The sequence below is a fragment of the Streptomyces sp. SAS_281 genome (genome assembly GCF_052542855.1).
The window spans coordinates 17,078-40,853 of sequence record NZ_JBMNDO010000049.1 but is presented as its reverse complement, the minus strand read 5'-3'; the positions used below and the strand labels follow the sequence as shown (position 1 = coordinate 40,853).

The 23,776-nt window shown below is 72.1% G+C and carries 20 protein-coding genes; 4 read left to right on the top strand and 16 right to left on the bottom strand.

What is annotated here, in order from left to right; all coding sequences use genetic code 11:
* Nucleotides 1-17: 17 nt before the first annotated feature.
* From rplS to ACN6LM_RS19910, 6 genes are all read right to left on the bottom strand, one after another.
* On the bottom strand, nt 18-368 hold the full coding sequence (gene rplS / locus ACN6LM_RS19935; protein WP_164400955.1) for a 50S ribosomal protein L19: 351 nt from the start codon (nt 366-368) through the stop codon (nt 18-20).
* A 128-nt stretch (nt 369-496) separates the two neighbouring features.
* Complete coding sequence (gene trmD / locus ACN6LM_RS19930) at nt 497-1,318, bottom strand: tRNA (guanosine(37)-N1)-methyltransferase TrmD (protein ID WP_445066735.1); 822 nt, start codon at nt 1,316-1,318, stop codon at nt 497-499.
* Nucleotides 1,318-1,902, bottom strand: coding sequence for a ribosome maturation factor RimM (gene rimM / locus ACN6LM_RS19925; protein ID WP_445066734.1), 585 nt, complete (start codon nt 1,900-1,902; stop codon nt 1,318-1,320). The genes trmD and rimM overlap by 1 nt, the downstream gene beginning before the upstream one ends.
* Nucleotides 1,903-1,981: 79 nt before the next feature.
* Complete coding sequence (locus ACN6LM_RS19920; protein ID WP_005311361.1) at nt 1,982-2,221, bottom strand: RNA-binding protein; 240 nt, start codon at nt 2,219-2,221, stop codon at nt 1,982-1,984.
* 2 nt (nt 2,222-2,223) lie between these two features.
* Nucleotides 2,224-2,658, bottom strand: coding sequence for a 30S ribosomal protein S16 (gene rpsP, locus ACN6LM_RS19915; protein ID WP_164400952.1), 435 nt, complete (start codon nt 2,656-2,658; stop codon nt 2,224-2,226).
* A gap of 157 nt (nt 2,659-2,815) precedes the next feature.
* Nucleotides 2,816-3,409, bottom strand: coding sequence for a hypothetical protein (locus ACN6LM_RS19910; RefSeq protein WP_445066733.1), 594 nt, complete (start codon nt 3,407-3,409; stop codon nt 2,816-2,818).
* Between the two features lie 516 nt (nt 3,410-3,925).
* Here ACN6LM_RS19910 and ACN6LM_RS19905 point away from each other — a divergent pair.
* Complete coding sequence (locus ACN6LM_RS19905; RefSeq protein ID WP_445066732.1) at nt 3,926-4,771, top strand: SAM-dependent methyltransferase; 846 nt, start codon at nt 3,926-3,928, stop codon at nt 4,769-4,771.
* A gap of 65 nt (nt 4,772-4,836) precedes the next feature.
* On the opposite strand, the gene ffh is transcribed toward ACN6LM_RS19905, so the two are convergent.
* From ffh to nsdA, 5 genes are all read right to left on the bottom strand, one after another.
* A complete protein-coding gene (ffh, locus tag ACN6LM_RS19900; protein WP_445066731.1) occupies nt 4,837-6,384 on the bottom strand; it encodes a signal recognition particle protein in 1,548 nt (515 codons plus the stop codon).
* Nucleotides 6,385-6,482: 98 nt separating this feature from the next.
* Nucleotides 6,483-8,936 (bottom strand): [protein-PII] uridylyltransferase, encoded by a 2,454-nt coding sequence (locus ACN6LM_RS19895; RefSeq protein WP_445066730.1) that lies wholly within the window; start codon nt 8,934-8,936, stop codon nt 6,483-6,485.
* Between the two features lie 52 nt (nt 8,937-8,988).
* Nucleotides 8,989-9,327, bottom strand: a complete 339-nt coding sequence (locus tag ACN6LM_RS19890) for a P-II family nitrogen regulator (RefSeq protein WP_445066729.1) — start codon at nt 9,325-9,327, stop codon at nt 8,989-8,991.
* The gene (locus tag ACN6LM_RS19885; RefSeq protein ID WP_445066728.1) at nt 9,324-10,673 is read right to left on the bottom strand and encodes an ammonium transporter; all 1,350 of its coding nucleotides are present in this window, start codon (nt 10,671-10,673) and stop codon (nt 9,324-9,326) included. The genes ACN6LM_RS19890 and ACN6LM_RS19885 overlap by 4 nt, the downstream gene beginning before the upstream one ends.
* A gap of 376 nt (nt 10,674-11,049) precedes the next feature.
* Complete coding sequence (gene nsdA / locus ACN6LM_RS19880) at nt 11,050-12,522, bottom strand: transcriptional repressor NsdA (RefSeq protein WP_445066727.1); 1,473 nt, start codon at nt 12,520-12,522, stop codon at nt 11,050-11,052.
* Nucleotides 12,523-12,883: 361 nt separating this feature from the next.
* On the opposite strand from nsdA, the gene ACN6LM_RS19875 reads away from it, so the two are divergent.
* Nucleotides 12,884-13,543, top strand: coding sequence for a bifunctional DNA primase/polymerase (locus ACN6LM_RS19875; RefSeq protein ID WP_445066726.1), 660 nt, complete (start codon nt 12,884-12,886; stop codon nt 13,541-13,543).
* A 72-nt stretch (nt 13,544-13,615) separates the two neighbouring features.
* Here the strand turns inward: ACN6LM_RS19875 and ftsY are convergent, their stop codons facing one another.
* Complete coding sequence (gene ftsY / locus ACN6LM_RS19870; protein ID WP_445066725.1) at nt 13,616-14,815, bottom strand: signal recognition particle-docking protein FtsY; 1,200 nt, start codon at nt 14,813-14,815, stop codon at nt 13,616-13,618.
* 124 nt (nt 14,816-14,939) lie between these two features.
* Here ftsY and ACN6LM_RS19865 point away from each other — a divergent pair, with 124 nt between their 5' ends.
* Nucleotides 14,940-16,319, top strand: a complete 1,380-nt coding sequence (locus ACN6LM_RS19865) for a purine-cytosine permease family protein (protein WP_445066724.1) — start codon at nt 14,940-14,942, stop codon at nt 16,317-16,319.
* Here the strand turns inward: ACN6LM_RS19865 and ACN6LM_RS19860 are convergent.
* The 4 genes from ACN6LM_RS19860 to ACN6LM_RS19845 all read right to left on the bottom strand — a co-directional run bounded on the left by ACN6LM_RS19860 (nt 16,316) and on the right by ACN6LM_RS19845 (nt 22,571).
* On the bottom strand, nt 16,316-17,740 hold the full coding sequence (locus ACN6LM_RS19860; RefSeq protein ID WP_445066723.1) for a sugar porter family MFS transporter: 1,425 nt from the start codon (nt 17,738-17,740) through the stop codon (nt 16,316-16,318). The two genes, ACN6LM_RS19865 and ACN6LM_RS19860, sit on opposite strands and share 4 nt — an antisense overlap.
* A gap of 100 nt (nt 17,741-17,840) precedes the next feature.
* A complete protein-coding gene (smc, locus tag ACN6LM_RS19855) occupies nt 17,841-21,413 on the bottom strand; it encodes a chromosome segregation protein SMC (RefSeq protein ID WP_445066722.1) in 3,573 nt (1,190 codons plus the stop codon).
* Nucleotides 21,414-21,644: 231 nt separating this feature from the next.
* On the bottom strand, nt 21,645-21,854 hold the full coding sequence (locus ACN6LM_RS19850) for a hypothetical protein (RefSeq protein WP_018102403.1): 210 nt from the start codon (nt 21,852-21,854) through the stop codon (nt 21,645-21,647).
* Nucleotides 21,855-22,289: 435 nt separating this feature from the next.
* Complete coding sequence (locus ACN6LM_RS19845) at nt 22,290-22,571, bottom strand: acylphosphatase (RefSeq protein ID WP_311310009.1); 282 nt, start codon at nt 22,569-22,571, stop codon at nt 22,290-22,292.
* A gap of 142 nt (nt 22,572-22,713) precedes the next feature.
* Between ACN6LM_RS19845 and ACN6LM_RS19840 the strand changes: the two genes are divergently transcribed.
* Nucleotides 22,714-23,736, top strand: a complete 1,023-nt coding sequence (locus tag ACN6LM_RS19840; RefSeq protein ID WP_445066721.1) for a CAP domain-containing protein — start codon at nt 22,714-22,716, stop codon at nt 23,734-23,736.
* The last annotated feature ends 40 nt before the right edge of the window (nt 23,737-23,776 follow it).

Below are 23,776 nucleotides of genomic sequence, written 5' to 3'. Positions count from 1 at the left end.
TGGACGAGGCAGTCAGCTCAGCGGTCGCGCTTCTCCTTGATCTTCGCGGCCTTGCCGCGCAGCTCACGGAGGAAGTACAGCTTGGCGCGACGGACGTCACCGCGGGTCACGAGCTCGATCTTCTCGAAGATCGGGCTGTGCACCGGGAAGGTGCGCTCGACGCCGACGCTGAAGGAGACCTTGCGGACCGTGAAGGTCTCGCTGACGCCCGCGCCCTGGCGGCGGATGACGACGCCCTTGAACTGCTGGACACGGGAGCGGTTGCCCTCGATCACGCGGACGTGAACGTTGACCGTGTCACCCGGGCGGAAGGCCGGGATGTCGGACCGCAGCGACGCGGCATTGACGTCGTCGAGCAGGGAAGCCATGTTGTCTGCTTTCTTCGCCGATGCCACAGGTCATCGACGGGAGAGTGATGAATGCTAGGGGCCGATCGCGTCGGACGGGCGTCGTGTCCCCCTGTGGCAGGGGCGCACGCCGGACGGACAGCAGCGGCCTATTCTTCCACGGCCTCGGGCCTGCGCCAAAATCGGCCACCCGGTTCCGGGGACCAGCCGAGGATGGAGAGCATCTCGCGGTCCTTCTTGTCGAAGGCGGACGCCTCGCACCGCTCGATCAGATCGGGCCGGTTGGCGGCCGTACGCCGCAGCGCCTCGTCCCGCCGCCAGCGGGCGATCCGCCCGTGGTGGCCGCTGAGCAGCACATCGGGGATCCCCCGGCCGCGCCACTCGGGCGGCTTGGTGTAGACCGGGCCCTCCAGCAGATTGGCCATCGCGCCGGGGGCGAAGGAGTCGTCCTGGTGCGAGGCCGCGTTGCCGAGGACGCCGGGCAGCAGCCGGGCCACCGCCTCGGTGATCACCAGCACCGCGGCCTCCCCGCCCGCCAGCACGTAATCGCCGATGGACACCTCGACCACCCGCATCCGGGTGCCGTACTCCTCGGTCACGCGCCGGTCGATGCCCTCGTAGCGCGCCGGGGTGAAGACCAGCCAGGGCCGCTCGGAGAGCTCGACGGCCAGTTCCTGGGTGAACGGCCGGCCGCTCGGCGTGGGCACCACGAGGACCGGGGAGTGCGCACCGGCCTCGTATCCGTCCGCCAGGGCCTCGTCCAGGGCTTCGCCCCAGGGCTCGGTCTTCATGACCATGCCGGGGCCACCGCCGTACGGGGTGTCGTCCACGGTGTTGTGCCGGTCGTACGTCCAGTCGCGGAGGTCGTGCACATGGACGTCGAGGCGGCCGGCCGTGCGGGCCTTGCCGACCAGGGAGACGTTCAGCGGTTCCAGGTACTCGGGGAAGATCGTGACGACGTCGAGCCGCATCAGGCGTCCTCGGCCTTCGGCGCGGACCCCTCGGTCCCGGCCTCCTCCTCGCGCGCGGAGGCGACGACCGCCTCGCTCGCGTCGATCAGGCCGGGCGGCGGGGTGATCACCGCGCGCTGCTCCTCCAGGTCGATCTCGGCGACGATCTCCTCCACGAACGGGATCATCACCTCGCTGCCGTCCGGCCGCTCCACGATGAAGAGGTCCTGCGAGGGCAGGTGCGTGATCTCGGTGATCCGGCCGATCTCGGTGCCGTCGGCGAGGACCACGTCCAGGTCCATCAGCTGGTGGTCGTAGAACTCCTCGGGGTCCTCGGGGAGCTCCGCCGGGTCGACGTCGGCGATCAGCAGGGTGTTGCGCAGCGCCTCGGCGCCCGTGCGGTCCTTCACGCCCTCGAAGCGCAGCAGCAGCCTGCCGCTGTGCACCCGGCCGGTCTCGATCGTCAGCGGGCCCGCCGTGGCGGGGTCGGTGGCCAGGACGGCGCCGGGCGCGAGCCGCAGCTCCGGCTCGTCCGTACGCACCTCGACGGTGACCTCGCCCTTGATGCCGTGGGCGCGACCGATCCGCGCGACTACCAACTGCACCTTGTGTCTCTCCTGTCGTACGACGACGGGCCGGGGCGGGCGCTCGGCCCTCCCCGGCCCGTGCCGGTGTTCAACTCTTTCAGCGAACCTGGTCCACATCGACGAGGTCGACGCGGATGCCACGGCCGCCGATGGCGCCCACGACGGTACGCAGCGCGCGTGCGGTGCGGCCGTTGCGGCCGATCACCTTGCCGAGGTCGTCGGGGTGGACCCGGACCTCGAGCACACGGCCACGGCGCAGGTTGCGCGAGGCGACCTGCACATCGTCGGGGTTGTCGACGATGCCTTTCACGAGGTGCTCGAGAGCCTCCTCGAGCATGCTCAGGCCTCGGTCGACTCGGCGGAGGCGGCAGCAGCCTCGTCCGCCTTCTTGTCGGCCTTCTTCGCCTTCGGCGTGATGGCCTCGCCCTTCGACTCCTCACCGTCGCCGGCGAGGGCCTCGAACAGGGCGCGCTTGTCGGCCTTGGGCTCCGGCTGCAGCAGCGGCGCGGGGGCCGGGAGGCCCTTGTGCGCCTGCCAGTCGCCGGTGAGCTTCAGGATCGCGAGAACCGGCTCGGTCGGCTGGGCGCCGACGGACAGCCAGTACTGCGCACGCTCCGAGTTGACCTCGATGCGCGACGGGTTCTGCACCGGGTGGTACAGACCGATCTCCTCGATGGCCCGGCCGTCACGGCGGGTACGGGAGTCGGCGACGACGATGCGGTAGTGAGGCGAACGGATCTTGCCCAGACGCTTCAGCTTGATCTTGACTGCCACGGAAGTGGTGTCTCCTGGTCTATGACGTGGTTGGGCACAACGAAAATGCCACGTGGGGTTGCGGTACTCGGGTGCCCGATGGACGCGTCAGCCGGAGGAGAGAGGGGTCCTGTGCGACTGTCGAGTACAGCTAGCCATTGTGCCACACCCCATCGGCTCACCCCACCGCGACCGCGGGCTCCGGGATCCTGAACGGTTTTCCGCAGCCGCCGCAGACGATCGGCGCCTGGGCGAGGACCGAGGGGACCACGCGCACGTTGCGGCCGCAGTCGCAGACGGCCTTGACCCGCACGCCCCCTCCGGAGGAGCCGTGCCGGGCGGCAGGGCCGCGGAAGGAGCGCTTGGTGTCGGCGGCGGTGGCCACGGTGTGCGCCTTGAGGGCGCGCTGAAGCCGTTCCGTCGTCGGCCGGTAGCGCCGCTTGGCCTCGGGGTTGAGGGTGACCAGCGAGAAGCCGCTGCTGGGATGGGGCTCCTCGGCATGGTCGAGGCCCAGCTCCTCGGCGATCGCCAGGAATCGTCGGTTGTGGTAACGGCCGGCGCGCGAGGTGTCGCGGACACCTCGGGCGGCGGCGATGCCGTGGACTGCCTCGTGGAGCAGTCGCTCGAAGGAGAGTTCGGCGCCACAGGCGGACGAGGACTCTCCGATCAGGGACTCGGGTGCGGCGAGATCGGGCAGCTCGGGGTGGTACCGCTGAATATCGGCCCACGCCTGCGCCAGCTCTGCGGCAAGTACAGGTGGTGTCGTGCTCACGTCGTGACCAACGAGCGCGGGGCCCTCGGTGTTCCGATTCCGGGCCATCCCAAATATTTTGCACGTACCAGTCGGTTGACCTTCATGCGTCGCGACGAGGGCGGGTGCGCTGATCTGCGGAGAAGCCTCACAGCTCGCACCAAGCCGGTACGTAGCGGCGCGTACGCCTGCGCGCGTAGACGCGGTGCGCGCCCCCTCCGGGCACGGACGGCAGGGGCCGAGGGTACCCGCACCGCCCTGACGTGCTCGACGTGCCTCCACCGGCGCGCCGGGTGAGACTGGGACCGGCGGAGGACGGGACGAACCCCCCGGGGCGTCCCCGCCGTCCGGGTGCGCCGGTGCCGTCGTGCGCCGGACGGCAGTGCGGACAACCACGCCCCGCAGACCTCTGGACGCGGCGCCCGATGCGCAGTTCTCTGGCATACGGGGGAAGCGCGCGTCACGGACGGGACGGCCGTCCACTCGGGCACGACCGATCGGCAGAACCGGCAACCTCGGCGGATTGGGGCGCATTCCATGACACCAACGCTCGTTCGGCACCACCGGCACACGGAGTCGTCCGCCCCCGCGGACGGCGCCTCGCGCGCCCGCGACTGGGCGGAGATCCAGGAACGCATGCTGGCACCGCTGTACGAAGCGGTGTACACGCGGCTGGAGGTGGGGCCCGCCACGCGGATGCTCTCGCTCGGCTGCGGCTCCGGCCTGGCGCTGCTGATGGCCGTGGGCCGGGGCGCCGGGGTCACCGGCGTGGACACCGACCCCGACCGGCTCGCCCTCGCCCGGGCCCGGCTGTCGCCCGCGCCGGAGGACCGCGGGGCGCCGGCCGGCGCCCCGCTGCTCACGGACGCCGTGTCCGCCGCGGCGGACGACGGGCCGCACAACCTGATCACCGCGTTCACCCCGATCGGCTGCGAGGCGGGCGACGGCGAGAATCTGGTGCGGGCGCTGGAGACCGCCGTGCCGTCGGCGGACCGGCGCGCCACGGTCGTGCTGACCGGCTGGGGTCCGCCGGAGCGGTGCGCCACCGAGGCGGTGCTCCGGGTGGCCGGGCGGCTCGCCGACGACGGGCGCGGACCGGGCGGGGGCTGGCGCGGACCGCGCCGCGACGATCTGGAGGACGTGGCGTTCCGGTCCGGGCTGCGGCCGGACGGCTCCGGCCGGGTGGCCTGCCCGTTCGGCTACGCGGACATGGACAGCGCGGTACGCGGCCTGCTGTCGACCCGGCTGTTCGAGGCGGCGGTCCGGGCGACGGACCGGTGGCAGGTGGAGAAGGAGCTCACGGAGGCCCTGCACCCGCACCGGCGCCCGGACGGCACGGTGTGGATGTCCAACGTGTTCCGGTACCTGGTCTGCACGACGTGAACGTACGCCGGAGGGGGGCCCACCGCATACGGTGAGCGCCCCTCCGGCATGACGTGGAGCGAGCGTCAGCCCATGAACTTCTTGAACTCGTCCGGCAGCTCGAAGTTCTGGGCGTCCTGGCCGGCCGGGAGACCGGGGACGCCGTTCTGCGCGGCCTCGCGGCGGGCGGCCGCGGCCTGCTCCTCGGCCTTGCGCTTCATCGGGTTGCCGCTCTTGCGCTTGCCCTTGGCCTGCTTGACCTGCTTCTTCTGCCGGCCCGGACCGCCGCCCATGCCCGGCATCCCGGGCATCCCCGGCATGCCGCCGCCCTGCGCCATCTTCGACATCATCTTGCGGGCCTCGAAGAACCGCTCGACCAGCCCCTTGACGGCGGAGACCTCGGAGCCGGAGCCCTTGGCGATACGGGCCCGGCGCGAGCCGTTGATGATCGTCGGGTCGGCGCGCTCCTTCGGGGTCATCGACTTGATGATCGCGGCCATGCGGTCGATGTCGCGCTCGTCGATGTTGTTGATCTGGTCCTTGATCTGCCCCATGCCGGGCAGCATGCCGAGCAGCTTGGAGATGGAGCCCATCTTCCTGACCTGCTCCATCTGCGCCAGGAAGTCGTCGAACGTGAAGTCCTTGCCCTTGCTGGACGCCAGCTTGGAGGCCATCTTGGCGGCCTCTTCCTGGCTGAAGGTCTTCTCCGCCTGCTCGATCAGGGTGAGCAGGTCGCCCATGTCGAGGATCCGGGACGCCATGCGGTCCGGGTGGAACGCGTCGAAGTCGTCCAGCTTCTCGCCGTTCGACGCGAACATGATCTGCTTGCCCGTGACGTGGGCGATCGACAGGGCGGCACCACCGCGGGCGTCACCGTCGAGCTTGGAGAGCACCACGCCGTCGAAGCCGACGCCGTCGCGGAACGCCTCGGCGGTGTTGACCGCGTCCTGACCGATCATCGCGTCGACCACGAACAGGATCTCGTCCGGGCTGACGGCGTCGCGGATGTCCGCGGCCTGCTGCATCAGCTCCTGGTCGATGCCGAGGCGGCCGGCGGTGTCCACGATCACGATGTCGTGGACCTTGGTCTTCGCGTACTCGATGGAGTCCTTGGCGACCTGGACCGGGTCGCCGACGCCGTTGCCCGGCTCGGGGGCGTACACCGCGACACCGGCACGGTCGGCGACGACGCTCAGCTGGTTGACGGCGTTGGGGCGCTGGAGGTCGCAGGCGACGAGCAGCGGGGAGTGGCCCTGGCCCTTGAGCCAGAGACCGAGCTTTCCGGCGAGGGTCGTCTTACCGGCGCCCTGGAGACCGGCGAGCATGATCACGGTGGGCGGGTTCTTGGCGAACCGCAGCCGCCGGGTCTCGCCGCCGAGGATGGAGACGAGCTCCTCGTTGACGATCTTGACGACCTGCTGGGCCGGATTCAGCGCCTGGGAGACCTCGACGCCGCGCGCCCGCTCCTTGACGTTGGCGATGAAGGACCGGACGACGGGCAGCGCCACGTCGGCTTCGAGCAGGGCGATACGGATCTCGCGAGCCGTGGCGTCGATGTCCGCCTCGGACAAGCGGCCCTTGCCCCGGAGGTTCTTGAAAGTCGCGGCAAGGCGGTCGGAGAGAGTATCGAACACGGCGCTCGTCGGTCCTCAGGGTCGGGGGCGGGTCGGGTCAGTAGGTTCCCAGGGTATCCGGACGCCGGAGAACGCCAAGACCTCGCCCGGTTCCGGTCTCAGCCGAGCGCCCTCTCGACCTCCTGGACCAGCTCCGCCGCCCGCTTCGCCGTCAGCGGCTCCCCGTCCGCGTCCGTGACGTAGAAGGCATCCACCGCGTTGGCCCCCAGCGTCGACACGTGCGCGCTCCGCACCCGTACCGCGCTCCGCTCCAGCGCGTGCCCGATGCGGTGCAGCAGCCCGGGGGCGTCCTGGGCGCGCACCTCGATCACCGTGGCGAGCCGGGAGCCCGCCGGGGCGACCGTCACCCGGGGAGGTGGCGCCTTCATGCCGCGCCGCCGGGGGTAGGCGGCCTCGCGCTCGGCGAGGCGGGCGGGGATGTCCAGGGTGCCGTCCAGGGCGCGCACGAGGTCGGCGCGCAGCCGGTCCGCACGGGGCAGCGAGCCGTATGCGGCGGCCACCCGCCAGCTGAGCAGCAGCAGGTCCGCGGAGTCCCCCAGCTCCGTGGGCAGTTCCACGGCGCGCAGGTCGGCGGCGCGGACGGTGAGGCGGTGCAGGGCGAGGACGCCGGCGGCGGCGGGCAGCACGCCGGGCCGGTCGCGGAGCGCGATGAGGAGTTCGACGCCGACGGGTTCGGGGCCGTCCTCCTCGTGCGGGGTCTCGGTCCTGGTGTGCAGGGCGAGGACGGGGGTGCCGGTGCGCAGCGCCTCGATCGCGAGGCGTTCCTGCTCGGCGCTCGGGGCGGCGGGGCCGGGCTCCTCGGGGGCCTCCCCGGCCAGGACCTGGGCGACGCGTTCGACGAGTGCGGTGACGAGGGAGGCGCGCCAGGCGGACCAGGCGGCGGGCCCGGTGGCCAGGGCGTCGGCCTCGGTGAGTGCGTGCAGGAGCTCCAGGGTCGCGGTGGTGCCGACGGCGTCGGCGACGGCGCGGACGGTGGCGGGGTCGTCCAGGTCGCGCCGGGTGGCGGTCTCGATGAGCAGGAGGTGGTGGCGTACGAGGGTGGCGATGACGCCCACGTCGTGCTGGTCGAAGCCGATGCGGGCGGCCATGTCGCGGGCGATGACCTCACCGGCGACGGAGTGGTCGCCGGGCCAGCCCTTGCCGATGTCGTGCAGCAGGGCGGCGACCAGGAGGAGGTCGGGGCGGCCGACGCGGCGGGTGAGCGAGGCGGCGCGGACGGCAGTCTCGACCAGGTGGCGGTCGACGGTCCAGGTGTGGACGGGGTTGCGCTGGGGGCGGCAGTGGACGCGTTCCCAGTCGGGCAGGAGGCGGGTGATCAGCCCTTCGGCCTCCAGGGCCTCCCAGACGGGGATGGTGGCCTCGCCGGCGCCGAGGAGGGTGGCCAGTTCCTCGCGGGCCTCGGCCGGCCAGGGCACCGGGAGCGGCTGGGCGGTGGTGGCGAGGTGGCGTACGACGTGGCGGGAGAGCGGCAGTCCGGACTGGGCGGCCGCGGCGGCGGCGCGCAGGACGAGCACCGGGTCGCGTTCGGGCCGGGCGGTGCGGGCGAGCACGGCCTCGCCGTCGGCCTCCACGACCCCGTCGGCGAGCGGGGTCCGCTCGGGGGCGGGGGTCCGGCCGCCGCCGAGCAGGGCGCGCAGCCGGGGCCGGGCGGAGCGGGAGCGCAGGACCCGGCCGACCTCGCGCCAGGTGACGTCGGCGGCGTACGCGACGGTGCGGGCGGCCTCGTAGACCTGGCGGAGCAGGGCGTCGGCGTCGAGGAGGCCGAGGGCCTGGGCGACCTGGTCCTGTTCCTGGAGGGCGAGGCGGTCGGTGGCCCGGCCGGTGGTGAGGTGGAGGGCGTCGCGGGCGTCGAGGAGGACGCGGCGGGCCTCGGCGAGCCCTTCGCGGGGGGCGTCGGCGACCCAGGAGGCGGCAACGGCGCGCAGGGCGGTGACGTCGCGGAGGCCGCCGCGGGCCTCCTTGAGGTCGGGTTCGAGGAGGAACCGCAGTTCGCCGTGGCGTTCGGCGCGTTCGCGGCAGAGTTCCCGGAGGTCCGGGAGGCGCTTGGGTGCCTGGTTGCGCCAGTCGGCGAGGATCGCGGTGCGCAGGGAGGCGACGAGGCCGAGATCGCCGGCGACGGGGCGGGCGTCGAGCAGTCCGAGCTGCGCCTTGAGGTCGTCGGCGGCGGTCCCGCGGGCCTCGGCGGGGGTGCGTACGGAGTGGTCGAGGGCGAGGCCCAGGTCCCAGACGGGGTACCAGATCCGGTCGGCGAGGGCGGCGACGGCCGTGGCGTCGGCGGTGCCGTCGTGCAGCAGGAGGAGGTCGAGGTCGCTGCGCGGGGAGAGCTCGCCCCGGCCGTAGCCGCCGACGGCGACGAGGGCGGCGCCCCGGACACCGGCGTGCCGGGCGGCGCCGGTGAACAGGGTGGTGAGCCAGTCGTCGGTGAGGGCGGCGAGGGCCGCACGGCGCGGCGGCCCGGGCCGCTCCTTCTCCTGGAGAAGGCGCAGCCGGGCCGCCGCGTAGCCGCTGGGGCGCGAGTCCTCGGATTCGGTGGTCGCTTCGGTGCTCGTCACCCAGCTGCCCTTTCCGTGTGCGGAACCGTGCGAAACAGTCGGTGGGGGCCGGTCAGAGGGCGTCCGGGCCGCGTTCGCCCGTACGGACCCTGACGGCGGACTCGACGGGGACGGTCCAGACCTTGCCGTCGCCGATCTTGCCGGTGCGGGCGGCCTTGACGACGACGTCGAGGAGCTGTTCGGCGTCCTCGTCCTCGACCAGGACCTCGATGCGGATCTTGGGGACGAGGTCGACGGTGTACTCGGCGCCCCGGTAGACCTCGGTGTGGCCGCGCTGACGTCCGTAGCCGCTGGCCTCGGTGACGGTGAGGCCCTGGACGCCGAACGCCTGGAGGGCTTCCTTGATCTCGTCGAGGCGGTGGGGCTTCACGACTGCGGTGATGAGCTTCATGCGTCCACCTTCTTGTTCGTCGGGGCGGCCGGGCCGGGGGCGGGGGTGGCGGAACGGGAGGCCGCGCCGCCGCCGGCGCCGCTGAAGTCGTACGCGGTCTCGGCGTGTTCGACCTGGTCGATGCCGGAGACCTCGTCGTCCTCGTCCACGCGCATCCCGAGGATCTTGTCGACCAGGAAGGCGAGGAGCGCGGAGACGACGAGAGAGTACGCGAGGACCGCGAAGACGCCGACGGCCTGCTTGCCGAGCTGGTCGAGCCCGCCGCCGTAGAAGAGGCCCTTGGCGTCGGACTGGACGCCTCCGGTGGCGAAGAGGCCGACGAGCAGGGAGCCGATGATGCCGCCGACGAGGTGGACGCCGACGACGTCCAGGGAGTCGTCGTAGCCGAACCTGTACTTGAGGCCGACGGCCATGGCGCACAGCACACCGGCGATGGCGCCGACCGCGATGGCGCCGAGCGGGCTGACCGCGCCGCCGGCCGGGGTGATGGCGACGAGTCCGGCGACCGCGCCGGAGGCGGCGCCGAGGGTGGTGAAGGCGCCGTGGCGGATCTTCTCGTAGGCGAGCCAGGCGAGCATCGCCGCACCGGTGGCGACCTGGGTGTTGACGAACATGACCGCGCCCACGCCGTCGTCGTTGCCGAGCCAGGAGCCGGCGTTGAAGCCGAACCAGCCGAACCAGAGGAGACCGGCGCCGAGCATGACGAGCGGCAGGCTGTGCGGCCGCATCGGGTCCTTCTTGAAGCCGACGCGCTTGCCGATCACCAGGATCACGCCGAGGGCGGCGGCACCCGCGTTGATGTGGACGGCCGTACCGCCGGCGAAGTCGATGACGCCGAGCTCGAACAGCCAGCCGCCGGCGCCCCACACCCAGTGCGCGACCGGGAAGTAGACGACGGTGACCCACAGCGTGATGAACAGGGCCCAGGAGGTGAACTTGACGCGGTCGGCGAGGGCACCGCTTATCAGCGCGGGTGTGAGGACGGCGAACATCAGCTGGAACACGGCGAAGACGTAGACCGGGATGGTGTAGCCGTCCCAGAGCTCCGTGACGCCGATCCCGCTGAGGCCGAGGAAGTCCTGGCTCCAGCCGATGACGGATCCGGCGTCGGTCCCGAAGGCGAGGCTGAAGCCGTACAGCACCCACAGGACCGTGACGATCCCGAGGCTGATGAAGCTCATCATCAGCATGTTGAGGGTGCTCTTGACGCGGACCATGCCTCCGTAGAAGAAGGCGAGGGCCGGGGTCATGAGCATCACCAGGGCCGAGCAGATGAGCATGAAGCCGGTGTTGGCGGCAGACAGCGTCGGGGTGTCTGCGGCAAGCGTCGTGATGCCTGGGGGCATCGGCGTCTCCTCGTCGTCGGTGCGGCCGCGTGCGGGCGGTGGGGGCACAACCACTGCGGGACCACTGGGGAACGTGCGGGCCGGTTATGAGCCACGAGGTTCGCCCAGCGCCGTTTCGGCCGGTGCGCCGCGATGTTTCGCGGCAGTGACGAAGGGATGCGACGTGTTACGTCCCCATGAACCGCGCGTGCCGTACCCACGCTCGCGCCCACTCTGCGGCCCGGGCCGCATACGGTGCGGTTACGACGCTCCGGCAGGGGAACGACCACACGAACCGGCCACGGCGATCACCCGTTGACCTGGCAATGGGGGGAGCCGAAGTCGGTCTGTGCTGGGTGATCGTCGTGGCCGGGGTCTGAGGGCCCGGTGGCCGTCGCTAGACGGTTTCCACGGTCTCGGGCAGCTGTTCGATGAGGAGTTCGGTGAGCCGGGCGACCTCGGGCACGTCCCCGTAGTCCCTGGCGGCGGTGTCGACGGTCTTGCGGAGCCGGGTGTTGACCCGCTCGGAGCGCACCTTCCTGGCGACGCGCAGAGCCCGTTCGGCCGGTGCGGTGGACGCCTCGGGCTCGCCCTTGAGGAGGTGGACGGTGGCGAGGCCGATCAGGTTGAGCGCGTAGGAGCGCTGGTGCTCGTCGTCCTCGCCGAAGAGCTGGACCGCCCGCTCCATGACGGGCTCGGCGAGCGAGGCGTACGTGGGGCTGCGGCCGGCCACGTAGGCGAGGTCCCGGAACGAGTGCGAGTTCTCGCCGTTGAGCTCGGCCTCGGAGAAGAAGCGGATCCAGTCGGGCTCCGGCTCGCCGTCGACCCCGGCGTCAAGGAAGGTGTCCTCGGCCATGCGGACCGCCCGCTTGCACTTGCTGGGCTGGCCCATGTTGGCGTAGGCGCGGGCCTCCATCGCGTACAGCATGGCCTGCGTGCGCGGGGTCGCGCAGTCGCGGCTGCCGTACTGGGCGAGGTGGATCAGCTCCAGGGCGTCGTCGGGGCGGCCGAGGTGGATCATCTGCCGGCTCATGCTGGACAGCACGTACGACCCGAGCGGCTTGTCGCCGGCCTCCTTCGCGGCGTGCAGGGCGAGCACGAAGTACTTCTGGGCGGTGGGCTGGAGGCCGACGTCGTAGCTCATCCAGCCCGCCAGCTCGGCCAGTTCGGCGGCGCAGCGGAAGAGGCGCTTGGAGGTGGCGGCCGGCTGGGGCTCCTGGAGCAGGTCGGTGACCTCGTGGAGCTGGCCGACGACGGCCTTGCGGCGCAGTCCGCCGCCGCACTGCGCGTCCCACGAGCGGAACATCGCGGTGGTCGACTCCAGCAGGTCCAGCTCGGGTCCGGAGAGCCGCGACGGACGGCGGGCGGCGGCGGGTTCCGGTTCGGCGGCGGGGGCGGCCGCGACCGGCACCAGCCAGCGCTGCATGGGCTCGATGAGCGCGGGGCCGGCGGCGAGGGCGAGGGAGCTGCCGAGGAAGCCCCGGCGGGCGAGCATCAGGTCGCTCCGCGAGAACTCGCTGAGCAGGGCGACGGTCTGCGGGCCCGCCCAGGGCAGGTCCACACCGGCCACGGAGGGTGCCTGGTGCGGGGTGCGCAGCCCCAGGTCCTCGACGGCGACGACGCTGCCGAAACGCTCCGAGAACAGCTCGGACAGGATGCGCGGGATCGGCTCGCGCGGCTGCTCGCCGTCCAGCCAGCGCCGCACCCGGGAGGTGTCGGTGCTGATGTGGTGGGCGCCCATCTGGCGCGCCCGGCGGTTCACCTGCCGTGCCAGCTCGCCCTTCGACCAGCCGCTGCGCACGAACCATGATCCCAGTTGCCCGTTCGGGCGCTTGCCGGCGTTCGTCTCGCCTGCGCCGCTGCCACTCACGGATAAGCCCCCATCCCGCCGAATACGTGTCGCGCGAAGCATTATCAGAATGCCTCGAACTCATGTTGCCCGTACGGGCATTGGGCCCGATCGAACAGAGAACCGGGTTGCCTGCGGCATACCCACGGGCGCACATACTTCCATGGTTCGTGTACCGACGGTAATCCTGCGATCACGGGCCCCGCGAGGCCCTTTGCGTAATCGCCACCATTCGCCACCCCTTCGATTGAACGCCACCCCCGTGGGCCGCGATTCACTTGACAGGACGATTCGTACGGGCGCGAGGAAGCGCCCGGGGGCGCGCGGGCGGTTGCACGCTCCTCGTCGTAACCACCGGCGAACCGGACCCGTTGGAGGGGGCATGGGCTTCACGATCGGAATCCGCGAGATGCGCACCGGCGCACGGCGTCGCGCCCGTGCCGCCGCCGGCGGTACGGAGGTGGCGGAGTACACCGGCCTGTGGGGCTGGGCCGTGGTGCCCGGGGCCCGCGCGGTGGGCGGCGTCTGCTCCTGCGGGGCCCCCGGCTGCACGGCCCCGGGCGCCCATCCGCTGGAGTTCGCCCGGGAGGTGCCCGCCGGGGCGACGCTCGACGCGGCGGCACGCGCCTGGGCCGAGGTGCCGGGCGCCTCGCTGATGCTCCCCGTGGGCCGGAGCTTCGACGTGCTCGACGTGGCGGAGGGGGCCGGGCGCCGGGCCCTGGTCCGGATGGAGCGGATGGGCCTGCCGCTGGGCCCGGTCTCGGTGACCCCGCAGGGCCGGGCGCAGTTCTTCGTCGCGCCAGGGGCCGCCGACGAGCTGCCCCGGCTGCTGTACCGGATGGGCTGGGACGACGCGGGGCTCGATCTGCGGGCGCTCGGCCCGGGCAGCCACATCACGGCGCCGCCCTCGGACCGGGGCGGGCTCGGACCGGTCCGCTGGCTGCGGGCGCCGGGGCCCGACAGCGCGACGCCGCCGGAGGCCCGGCTGCTGCTGGGCACGCTGGCGTACCTCTGCCACCGGTGGGCGGCGCCCTGCGGCTGAGCCGCGTACCGTCCGCACAGCAGGAAGCCCGGCCGCACGCGGCGGCCGGGCTTCCAGGCTGTCCAGTGGGGGTCAGTCCCCGATCAGCGCGTCCACGAACGCCTCCGGCTCGAACGGGGCCAGGTCGTCCGGGCCCTCGCCGAGTCCGACGAGCTTGACCGGGACGCCCAGCTCGCGCTGGACGGCGATGACGATGCCGCCCTTGGCGGTGCCGTCCAGCTTGGTGAGGACGATGCCGGTGATGTCGACCACCTCGGCGAAGACCCGCGCCTGCACGAGGCCGTTCTGCCCGGTGGTGGCGTCCAGGACGAGCAGCACCTCGTCCAGCGGGCCGTGCTTCTCCACGACCCGCTTGACCTTGCCCAGCTCGTCCATGAGCCCGGTCTTGGTGTGCAGCCGGCCGGCGGTGTCGATGAGCACCACGTCGGCGCCCTCGGCGATGCCCTCCTTGACGGCGTCGAAGGCGATGGACGCCGGGTCGCCGCCCTCGGGGCCGCGCACGGTACGGGCACCGACCCGCTCGCCCCAGGTCTGGAGCTGGTCGGCGGCGGCGGCGCGGAAGGTGTCGGCCGCGCCGAGCACGACGCTGCGGCCGTCGGCGACGAGCACCCGGGCCAGCTTGCCGGTGGTGGTGGTCTTACCGGTGCCGTTGACGCCGACGACCATCACGATGCCGGGGGTCTCCAGGCCGCCCTCCGTCTTCACGGCGCGGTCGAAGCCGGTGCCGAGCTGGGCGAGCAGCTCCTCGCGGAGCAGGCCGCGCAGCTCCTCGGGCGTGCGGGTGCCGAGCACGCGGACGCGCTCGCGGAGGCGCTCGACCAGCTCCTGGGTGGGGACGACGCCGACATCGGCGGTGAGGAGGGTGTCCTCGACCTCCTCCCAGGTGTCCTCGTCCAGATTGTCCCGGGACAGGAGCGCGAGGAGCCCCTTGCCGAGGGTGTTCTGCGAGCGGGCGAGGCGGGCGCGCAGCCGGACGAGCCGGCCGGCGGTGGGCTCGGGGACGTCGAGCGCGGGGGCGGCGGGCGCCTCCGGCTCCGCGGTCTCCGGTCCGGCCTCGGCGGGCGGGGCCGCGACGTCCTCGATGGTGCGGCGCGATTCCTCGCGCGGCTCTTCGGCCTCCTCGCCGACACGGGGCTCGGCGGGAGGTGTGATGGTCGGCGTGCTCGACGGTGCCGGGGGCAGCTGCTTCTTCTTGCGGCTGCTGACCACGAGCCCGCTGATCACGCCGACCGCGACCAGGGCGATGACTACAGCAAGGATGACGAATTCCATAACCCACCCAGTATCAGTCACCCGGGCCGGCAAACGGGGAAGGGACGGGTGCGGCACAGGATCGCCGGCCCGTGCGACCTCGTGGTCATTACGACCGGTATGCCGGAAAGGTACGATCCCGGTCGTGGAGACCCGTGGCCTGGACCCCGTGCCCGACGAGGAGCGCACCGGCCGGGTCCGCGCCCTCTTCCCCACCTGGGCCACGGCCAACATGACCGTGCTGCTGCTCACGGTGGGCGCGGGGCTCGTCGTGCTGAACGGGCTGAATTTCTGGCAGGTGCTGGTGGCGGCCGTGGTGGCGCCGCTGATCTCGTTCGGCCTGGTCGGCTTCGTCTCGCTGGCCGGGAAGCGCGGCGGGGCCCCGGGCATGGCGCTGTCGCGGGCGGTCTTCGGCGTACGGGGCAATCTGGCGCCGGGGGCGCTGATCTGGGTGGCGCGGTGGGGCTGGGAGACGATGAACGCGGTCACCGGCGCGTACGCCCTGCTGACCGTGGGCGAGGTGCTGTTCGGGGTCCGCAGCACGCCCGCGCTGATCATGGCGACGCTGCTCGCGTTCGTGGCGGCGAGCTTTCTGCTGTCGGGGCTCGGGCTGCGGGCGCTGCGGGTGTGCTGCACGTGGTCGGCGTATCTCTTCGGCGCCTTCAGCCTCCTGGTGCTGGCACATCTGGCCGTGGCGGTGCCGTGGCGCGCGGTGCTCGACCGGCCGGCGGGACCGGTGCCGATGGTGATCGCGGGCATCGGCACGCTGACGGCCGGGGGGATCAGCTGGGCGCCGTCCGGTCCGGACTTCGCCCGCTATCTGCCGCGTTCCGCGCCGGGCCGGGCGATGGTCGCGGCGACGGTGGGCGGGGCGCTGGTGGTGCTGGTGCCGCTGGTGGTGATGGGGGCGGTGATGGCGGTGCGGGCGCCGGAACTCGCGCTGACCCGCGACCCGGTCTCCTTCATCGGCGTCCTGCTGCCGACCTGGCTCTCCGCCCCGTACCTCGCGGTCGCGGTCACGGGCATGGTGCTGATCAACGCGCTGTCGATGTACTCGGCCGGGTTCACCGCGCAGACCCTCGGCTTCACCGTGCCGCGCGCCTGGGCCGTCGGGGTGAACGCGGCGATCAGCCTGTTCCTCGGCGCGCTCCTGATGATGGTGGCCGGCAGCTTCATCGACGCCTTCGTGTCGTTCCTGCGTCTGCTCGCGGTGACGTTCTCGGCGTGGATCGGGGTCTTCGCCACGGACATGCTGCGCGGCCGCGCCTACGATCCGGCGGCGCTCGTGGACACCGGCCGGGGCAGTGCGTACTGGTACACGGGAGGCGTCGCGTGGCCCGCCGTCGCCGCGTGGGGCGCGGGTCTCGCGGTGGGGCTGCTGTTCACCGGCGTGGAGTGGTTCACCGGTCCGCTGGCCGCTACCTGGCCGGGCCGCAGCGGCCTGGGCTGGGCGGCCACGGCGCTCGTCTCGGGCGGCCTGTACGCGATCCTGCCGCGCCCGGGCCGCCCTGACGAAACGGCCTAGCCCATCTCTTCGAGCGCCTTGCCCTTGGTCTCCTTCACGAACTTGATGACGAAGGGGATCGAGAGCGTCGCGAAGCAGGCGTAGATGATGTACGTGCCCGAGAGGTTCCAGTCCGCGAGGCTCGGGAAGCTGGCGGTGATCGCCCAGTTGGCGATCCACTGCGCGGACGCGGCGACGCCGAGCGCGGCGGCGCGGATGCGGTTGGGGAACATCTCGCCGAGGAAGACCCAGACCACCACACCCCACGACAGGGCGAAGAAGAGCACGAAGACGTGGGCGGCGACGAGGGCGACCGCACCCTGGGCGGTCGGGAGCTTGCCGTCGACCAGGTCGGCGGAGAAGGCCCACGCCTCGAAGGCGAGGGCGACGGCCATGCCGCAGGAGCCGACGAGGGCGAGCGGGCGGCGGCCGACGCGGTCCACCAGGATCATCGCGATGACGGTACCGATGATGTTGACGATCGACGTGGTGAACGACCAGAAGAACGAGTCGGTCGGGTCGATGCCGACGGACTGCCACAGCGTCGCCGAGTAGTAGAACGCGACGTTGATGCCGACGAGCTGCTGGAACACCGAGAGGCCGATGCCGACCCAGACGATCGGCAGGAAGCCGAAGCGACTGCCCAGCAGGTCCTTGAAGCTGGACTTGTGCTCACGGCGCATCGCCGTCTCGATCTCCTCGACCCTCGCGTCGAGGTCGACGTCCTTGCCCTCGACCTCTTCGAGGATCTTCCGGGCCCGTTCCCGCTTGCCGATGGAGAGCAGGAAGCGCGGCGACTCGGGGATCGCGAACGAGAGCAGCCCGTAGAGGATGGCGGGCACGACCATCACACCGAGCATCCACTGCCAGGCTTCGAGCCCGCCGATCTTGCCGCGCTGGTCGCCGTCGGCGATCTGCAGGATGCCGTAGTTGACGAGCTGGGAGATGGCGATGCCGATGACGATCGCGGCCTGCTGGAAGGAGCCGAGGCGGCCCCGGTAGGCGGGCGGCGAGACCTCGGCGATGTAGGCGGGGCCGATCACCGAGGCCATGCCGATCGCGAAGCCGCCGATGATGCGCCACATCGCCAGGTCCCAGAGCGCGAACGGGAGCGCGGAGCCCACGGCGCTGATGGTGAACAGGACGGCGGCGATCTGCATGCAGCGGATGCGCCCGATGCGGTCGGCGATCCGGCCGGCCGTGGCGGCGCCGATCGCGCAGCCGATGAGCGCGATGGCGATGACCTGGGCGAGCGTTCCCGAGCCGATGTCGTAACGGTGGCGGATCGCCTCGACGGCGCCGTTGATCACGGAGCTGTCGTAGCCGAAGAGGAAGCCGCCCATCGCAGCCGCGGCGGTGATGAAGATGACATGGCCGAGATGGTCCGGGTGGGCCGTTCGGGCCCCGGACTCCGGTCCGGATCCGGGCGATGTACTGGTCACGAAAGTCCTCCCTGGGGCGGGACCGCGGCATCGGACATGGGTGAGCTGGTCTCAAGTGGCGCACATCTTCGGCCCCGCCACCACTCGGCTACCCCCGCGCTCAGCGAAGACGCTGACTGATCACCTTCGAGACGCCGTCGCCCTGCATCGACACCCCGTAGAGCGCGTCGGCGACCTCCATCGTCCGCTTCTGGTGCGTGATCACGATGAGCTGCGAGCTCTCCTGGAGCTCCTCCATGATCCGGATCAGCCGCTGGAGGTTGGTGTCGTCCAGCGCCGCCTCGACCTCGTCCATCACGTAGAACGGGCTGGGCCTCGCCTTGAAGATCGAGACCAGCAGCGCCACGGCCGTCAGGGACCTTTCGCCGCCGGACAGCAGGGAGAGCCGCTTGACCTTCTTGCCCGGCGGCCGGGCCTCCACGTCGACACCGGTGGTCAGCATGTGGTCGGGATCGGTCAGGATCAACCGCCCCTCACCGCCGGGGAAGAGCCGCGAGAAGACGCCTTCGAACTCGCGCGCCGTGTCCCGGTACGCCTCCGTGAACACCTGCTCGACCCGCTCGTCGACCTCCTTGACGACCTGGAGCAGGTCGGCCCGGGTCTTCTTCAGGTCCTCCAGCTGCTCGGAGAGGAACTTGTGCCGCTCCTCCAGTGCGGAGAACTCCTCCAGGGCGAGCGGATTCACCTTCCCGAGTTGCTGGTACGCCCGTTCGGCCGAGCGGAGCCGCTTCTCCTGCTCGGCCCTGACGAACGGCCGCGGCAGGTTACGCGGATGCTCCGGGTCCTCCGGCAGCTCCTCGCCCTCGGCGGGCGGCGACGGCGGCACCGGCTGGTCGGGGCCGTACTCCGCCACCAGACCGGCCGGCTCGACGCCCAGCTCCTCCAGCGCCTTCGTCTCCAGCTGCTCCATCCGCAGCCGCTTCTCGGCACCCAGCACCTCACCCCGGTGCACCGAGTCCGTCAGCTTGTCCAGCTCCCCCTTGAGGTCCCGGCCCCGCAACCGCTCCGCCGCCAGCTCGCGCTCCCGCTCCCCCTTGGACGCCTCGGCCGCCGCCCGCTCCCGCTCCGCCCGTACGACGGACACCTCGACGTGCGCGAGCAGCTGCCGGGCCCCCGAGGCCACCGCCGCCGCCACCTCCGCCTCGTGGCGCAGCCGGGCGCGCCGCCGCTCGGCCCGGGCCCGCGCCTCGCGCTCGGCGCGCGCGGCCCGGTCCAGCGAGTCGGCGCGCCCGGCGAGGGCCTTGACGCGTTCCTCGTGCGTACGGACCTGGAGGCGGGCCTCCATCTCGGTCTGGCGGGCGTTGGCACCGTCGGCCGCGAGCCGGTCGCGCACGCCGGTGTCCGGTTCGTCGTCGGCGCCGTCCCCGGCCGCCTCCTCGGCGACGAGCAGCCGTTCGGCCAGCTCCTCCGCCTCCTCGGTGGCCCGCTCCAGCGCCTCCTGGGCCCGGGCGGCGGAGGCGTCCATGCGCTCGGCCTCACCTGCGGCGCCCCGCGCCTGACCGGCGAGGCGGCCGAGCTGCTGGGCGACCCCGGACCGCTCCCGCTCGACGGCCCTGCGCCGCTCCCCCAGCTCCTCGACCAGGGCCGCCGACTCGGTCCGCCGCGCGGCCGCGAGCCGCTGGGCCTCGGCCAGTCCGGTGCAGCGCACGGCGAGCCCGGCTAGTTCGGCGGCGGCCTCGTCCACGGACGCCTGCACTTCGAGGAGGCTGGGCGCCCCCGCGGAGCCGCCGTGCGCGAAGTGGGCGGAGAGCAGGTCGCCCTCGCCGGTCACCGCGGTCAGCTCCGGGTGCGCGGCGACCAGGTCCTCGGCGTCCTCCAGGGTCGCGACGACCACCATGTCCCGCACCAGCCTGCGGACGGCGGCCACCAGTTCGGCGGGGCCGCTGACGAGATCGGCGACGGCGGGAGTACCGACGGGCGCCACGGGCTCCGGTGCCCCGTCATCGGCCCGCCGTACCCCGCCGAGGAGCAGGGCCGCGCGGCCCGCGTCCTGCTTGCGCAGCAGCCGGATCGCCTCGGCCGCCGTGGCCGGGTCCGTGACCGCGACGGCGTCCGCCGCCGCGCCCAGCGCCGCGGCCACCGCGACCTCGTGGCCCGGGGCCACCGTCAGCAGTTCGGCGGCGGGCCCGAGCAGGCCGGTGAGCCGGCCGCGGGCCCCGAGCAGCGCCCCCGTGCCGTCCTTGCGCCGCAGCCCGAGGGCGAGTGCGTCGTGCCGGGCCGCTACGGCGGCGCGCCGGCGTTCGGCGGCGGTGGCCTCCTCGCGGGCCCGGGAGTGCGCCGCCTCGGCCTCCTTCAGCGCGCGGCGGGCGGCTTCGTGCTGTTCGCCGAGTTCGGTGTCCCCGGCGTCCAGGCCGTCGACCTCGGCCTTCAGCTCCTCGTACTCCTCCTGGGCGGCGACGGCCCGCTCCCGGGCCTCGTCGCGGGAGGCGGAGAGCCGGTCGATCTCCGCCTGGGCGGAACCGGCGCGGCTGCGGGCGGCGTTGACCTGGCCGTGCAGCCGGGCGAGCCCTTCGCGGCGGTCGGCGAGGGCGCGGGCGGCGTCCTTGAGACGGCGCTCCTCGGCCGCCAACTCGCTTTCGAGCCGGGCACGGTGGGAGGCGGTGTCGTCCAGCGCGTGTTCCGCCGCTTCCAGGGCGGCGGTCAGCTCTGCCTCCTGCTCGCGGATGCGGGCGGCCTCGCGCTCCATGTCCTCGGGGTCGCGGCCCCGGCGCTCCTCCTCGGGCGGCGCGGTGGCGCTCTTCACCCGGGCGTCGGCCAGCGAGATCGTGCCGCGTACCCGTTCGGCGAGCTGCGACAGCTCGTACCAGGTCTGCTGGGCGCGCTGGAGCCTGGGCGTCAGCCGCCGTACCTGGTCCTCCAGTTCGGCCTCGCGGGCGAGGGCGCCCTTGAGCTCCGCCTCGGCGGCCTCCCGGCGCTGTCTGAGCGCGGCCTCGTCGGCGATCTCGCTGCGCAGGGCGGTGCGCAGCGTCACGAGGTCGTCGGCGAGGAGGCGCAGCCTGGCGTCGCGCAGGTCGGCCTGGATGACGGCGGCCCGGCGGGCCACGGCCGCCTGCCGGCCGAGGGGCTTCAGCTGTCTGCGCAGCTCGTCGGTGAGGTCCTGGACCCTGGCGAGGTTCGCCCCCATCGCGTCCAGCTTCCGCAGCGCCTTCTCCTTGCGCTTGCGGTGCTTGAGGACGCCGGCCGCCTCCTCGATGAAGGCGCGGCGGCCCATGGGGTCGGCGTGCAGGACGGAGTCCAGCTGGCCCTGGCCGACGATGACGTGCATTTCGCGGCCGATACCGGAGTCGGAGAGGAGTTCCTGGATGTCCAGCAGCCGGCAGGTGTCGCCGTTGATCTGGTATTCGCTGCCGCCGTTGCGGAACATGATCCGCGTAATGGTGACTTCGGCGTACTCGATGGGGAGGGCGCCGTCGGAATTGTCGATGGTCAGCGAGACTTCGGCCCGGCCGAGCGGCGGGCGGCCGGTGGTCCCGGCGAAGATCACGTCCTCCATCTTGCCGCCGCGCAGGGATTTCGCGCCCTGTTCTCCCATGACCCAGGAGAGCGCGTCCACCACATTGGATTTGCCCGACCCGTTGGGCCCGACGACGCAGGTGATGCCGGGTTCGAACCGCAGCGTCGTGGCGGAGGCGAACGACTTGAAACCGCGCAGGGTCAGGGCCTTGAGGTGCACGCCGCCGGACTCTACCTTTCGCTCTCGGTTTCGCTGATGAAGGTGCAGGGCACATCAGACGGTAAGGGAAGGGGTGTATGTCCGGGGCGGGACCTGCGCGAGGCCGGGGGGAAAAGAAAGAAGGGACGCCGAAGCGTCCCCTGTGATTCTGTGGATCAGGCGGTACCGCACGCGTACCCGCGACGCGACGGAGAATGCGGGTGTGCCGTGCGGGTCAGGTCGTCGTGCCGGTCAGGTCAGTGCCGGCTCCGCCTGGGGTACGTCGATGTCGATGCTGTCGAGCAGCGACTGGTGCTGAGCGGCGGCGTTCAGCGCGTCGTTCTCCTCCTGAATCCGTACGAGCTCGGATTCGAGGTCCTGGACGCGCTGCTGGAGCCGTCGCATCTCGGCGAGGAGTCGCGGGTCGGAACCGCCGACGTAACCGAGAAGCGCCTTTGCCATGATGGATGGTCCTCCACAATGAGTGACCGACCGATGCGGTGTGGGTCGTGAGGGATCGCACCCGCGGTGTTCGGCAGTGCTCACTGTCACTGCTGTCCTGCTGCCTACCAGCTCTGCCGAACAGCTGAGGTGCGCGGGGATTTCAGAGTCTCACCAAAAAGTTTGACGGTCAACACGATCACACCCCGCAGAGGCGGGCGTCCCGGGGCGCGCGGCGAGACGATCATGCGGCGCGGCTCTCCGACGGGGCCCTCAGGGGTACGGAGATCATCCTTTGGGCGGCAGCCTGGCATGCCAACCGAATCTTGGCAACCATCCGGACATTCCGCAGGTCATTTCATGTGTACGCGCGACGGGGGCGTATGCCGTCACCACCCGCCGCGCATCGAACACGGGCCGAACACGAGCCCTTTCCCGGGCCTTTCGGGAGCGGTCTCAGCGGATCGCGAATCCGTCGTATCCGCCGCGCGGCGTGTCCCATATCTCAGTCACGCCGTCGACTCGGCCGGGTGTGTCGTCGGAACGGAGCCAATCGAGAAGACGGTGGCAATTGTCACGCCGGCCCTCCGCCACGACCTGCACCCGGCCGTCGTCCAGATTGAGGGCGAAACCGGTGAGGCCACCGATCTCCAAAGCGTTTGCCCTGGTGAACCAGCGGAAGCCTACTTGCTGTACTCGGCCGCGTACCCAAGCGGTAAGCCGTACATCTTCGTTCATGCCCGAACGCTATCGGTCCCCTTGCGTTCGGAGCACGTTCCGGCGACTCGCCATGGCGTACAGTCCCCTCGCAAAAGCTTCACTCATTCGGGTGAGCACGGGCGTCGAAAACGACGTCCAGGTCGTCAGAAGGGCACAGCAGATGGGACGCCATCGACGCAGCGCCGCAGTCCCCGCCGCTGAGGAGAACGCGGACGGGGTCTCGGCCCGGCACCGCGGGACGGGCCGCAGGAAGCGGTCCGCGATCCCCGTGCGCACCGGACTCATAGGCGTCTCGGCGGCCGTGGCCGTCGGCGCCGTCGCCGTGGCGTCGGGTCTGCTGCCCGGCGGGGACAGCTACACCGTGGGCGGCGGTCCGGCCGCCGACCAGATCCGTTCCCAGGCCGCCCCGGACCTGCTCACCCAGGGGGGCATCACCGCATCGCCCTCCGACCGCTCCTCCGCTTCGGCGCCGGCGAGCCGGGGCACCGAACGCCCTGCCGCGCCCAAGAAGTCGCACTCCGCGACGTCGAAGCCCTCCGATTCGGCCTCGCCCGGCGCCTTCCACTCGCCCTCCGCTTCGCACTCCGCTTCTGCCTCGCACTCGAAGACGGCCAAGCCCTCCACGTCCGCGTCGCCGTCGAAGACCGCGTCCGGGAAGAAGGAGTCGGCCGGGAAGAAGAAGTCGGCCGAACCCTCCTCCTCGACGTCGAAGGCCCCGGCCACGAAGGCCGCGAAGAGCTCGGCGCCGGCCGCCCCGAAGTCCTCCGCGCCGGCCCCGTCGAAGAGCAGCACGCCGAAGTCCACCGCCGCCTCGGCCCAGGCCGCGATCCTGGCCCTCGTCAACGAGGAGCGCGGAAAGGTCGGGTGCAGCCCGGTCACCGCGAGCGCTTCGCTCGCCTCGCTCGCCCAGGACTTCAGCGACGACATGGCTGCGCGCGGCTTCTTCGACCACACGGACCCCGACGGCAAGACCCCCTGGGACCGGGCGGACGCGGCCGGTGTCCCGGGCCTCGGCGGCGAGAACATCGCCCGCGGACAGGCCGACGCGCAGGCTGTGATGGACGCCTGGATGAACAGCGACGGCCACCGCGCAAACATTCTCAATTGCGATTACAAGACGCTCGGCGTCGGCGTCCACTACGGGGCCGGCGGCCCCTGGTGGACCCAGGACTTCGGCTTCTGACCCGAGGCACCGCCGTACGCGCCATCTCGTACGCCCCACT

Coding starts and splice junctions, on each gene's coding strand:
- rplS (WP_164400955.1), bottom strand. CDS start 368: ATGGCTTCCCTGCTCGACGACGTCAATGCCGCGTCGCTGCGGTCCGAC.
- trmD (WP_445066735.1), bottom strand. CDS start 1,318: ATGCGGCTCGACGTCGTCACGATCTTCCCCGAGTACCTGGAACCGCTG.
- ACN6LM_RS19920 (WP_005311361.1), bottom strand. CDS start 2,221: ATGCTCGAGGAGGCTCTCGAGCACCTCGTGAAAGGCATCGTCGACAAC.
- ACN6LM_RS19905 (WP_445066732.1), top strand. CDS start 3,926: ATGACACCAACGCTCGTTCGGCACCACCGGCACACGGAGTCGTCCGCC.
- ACN6LM_RS19890 (WP_445066729.1), bottom strand. CDS start 9,327: ATGAAGCTCATCACCGCAGTCGTGAAGCCCCACCGCCTCGACGAGATC.
- ACN6LM_RS19885 (WP_445066728.1), bottom strand. CDS start 10,673: ATGCCCCCAGGCATCACGACGCTTGCCGCAGACACCCCGACGCTGTCT.
- ACN6LM_RS19875 (WP_445066726.1), top strand. CDS start 12,884: ATGGGCTTCACGATCGGAATCCGCGAGATGCGCACCGGCGCACGGCGT.
- ftsY (WP_445066725.1), bottom strand. CDS start 14,815: ATGGAATTCGTCATCCTTGCTGTAGTCATCGCCCTGGTCGCGGTCGGC.
- ACN6LM_RS19850 (WP_018102403.1), bottom strand. CDS start 21,854: ATGGCAAAGGCGCTTCTCGGTTACGTCGGCGGTTCCGACCCGCGACTC.
- ACN6LM_RS19845 (WP_311310009.1), bottom strand. CDS start 22,571: ATGAACGAAGATGTACGGCTTACCGCTTGGGTACGCGGCCGAGTACAG.
- ACN6LM_RS19840 (WP_445066721.1), top strand. CDS start 22,714: ATGGGACGCCATCGACGCAGCGCCGCAGTCCCCGCCGCTGAGGAGAAC.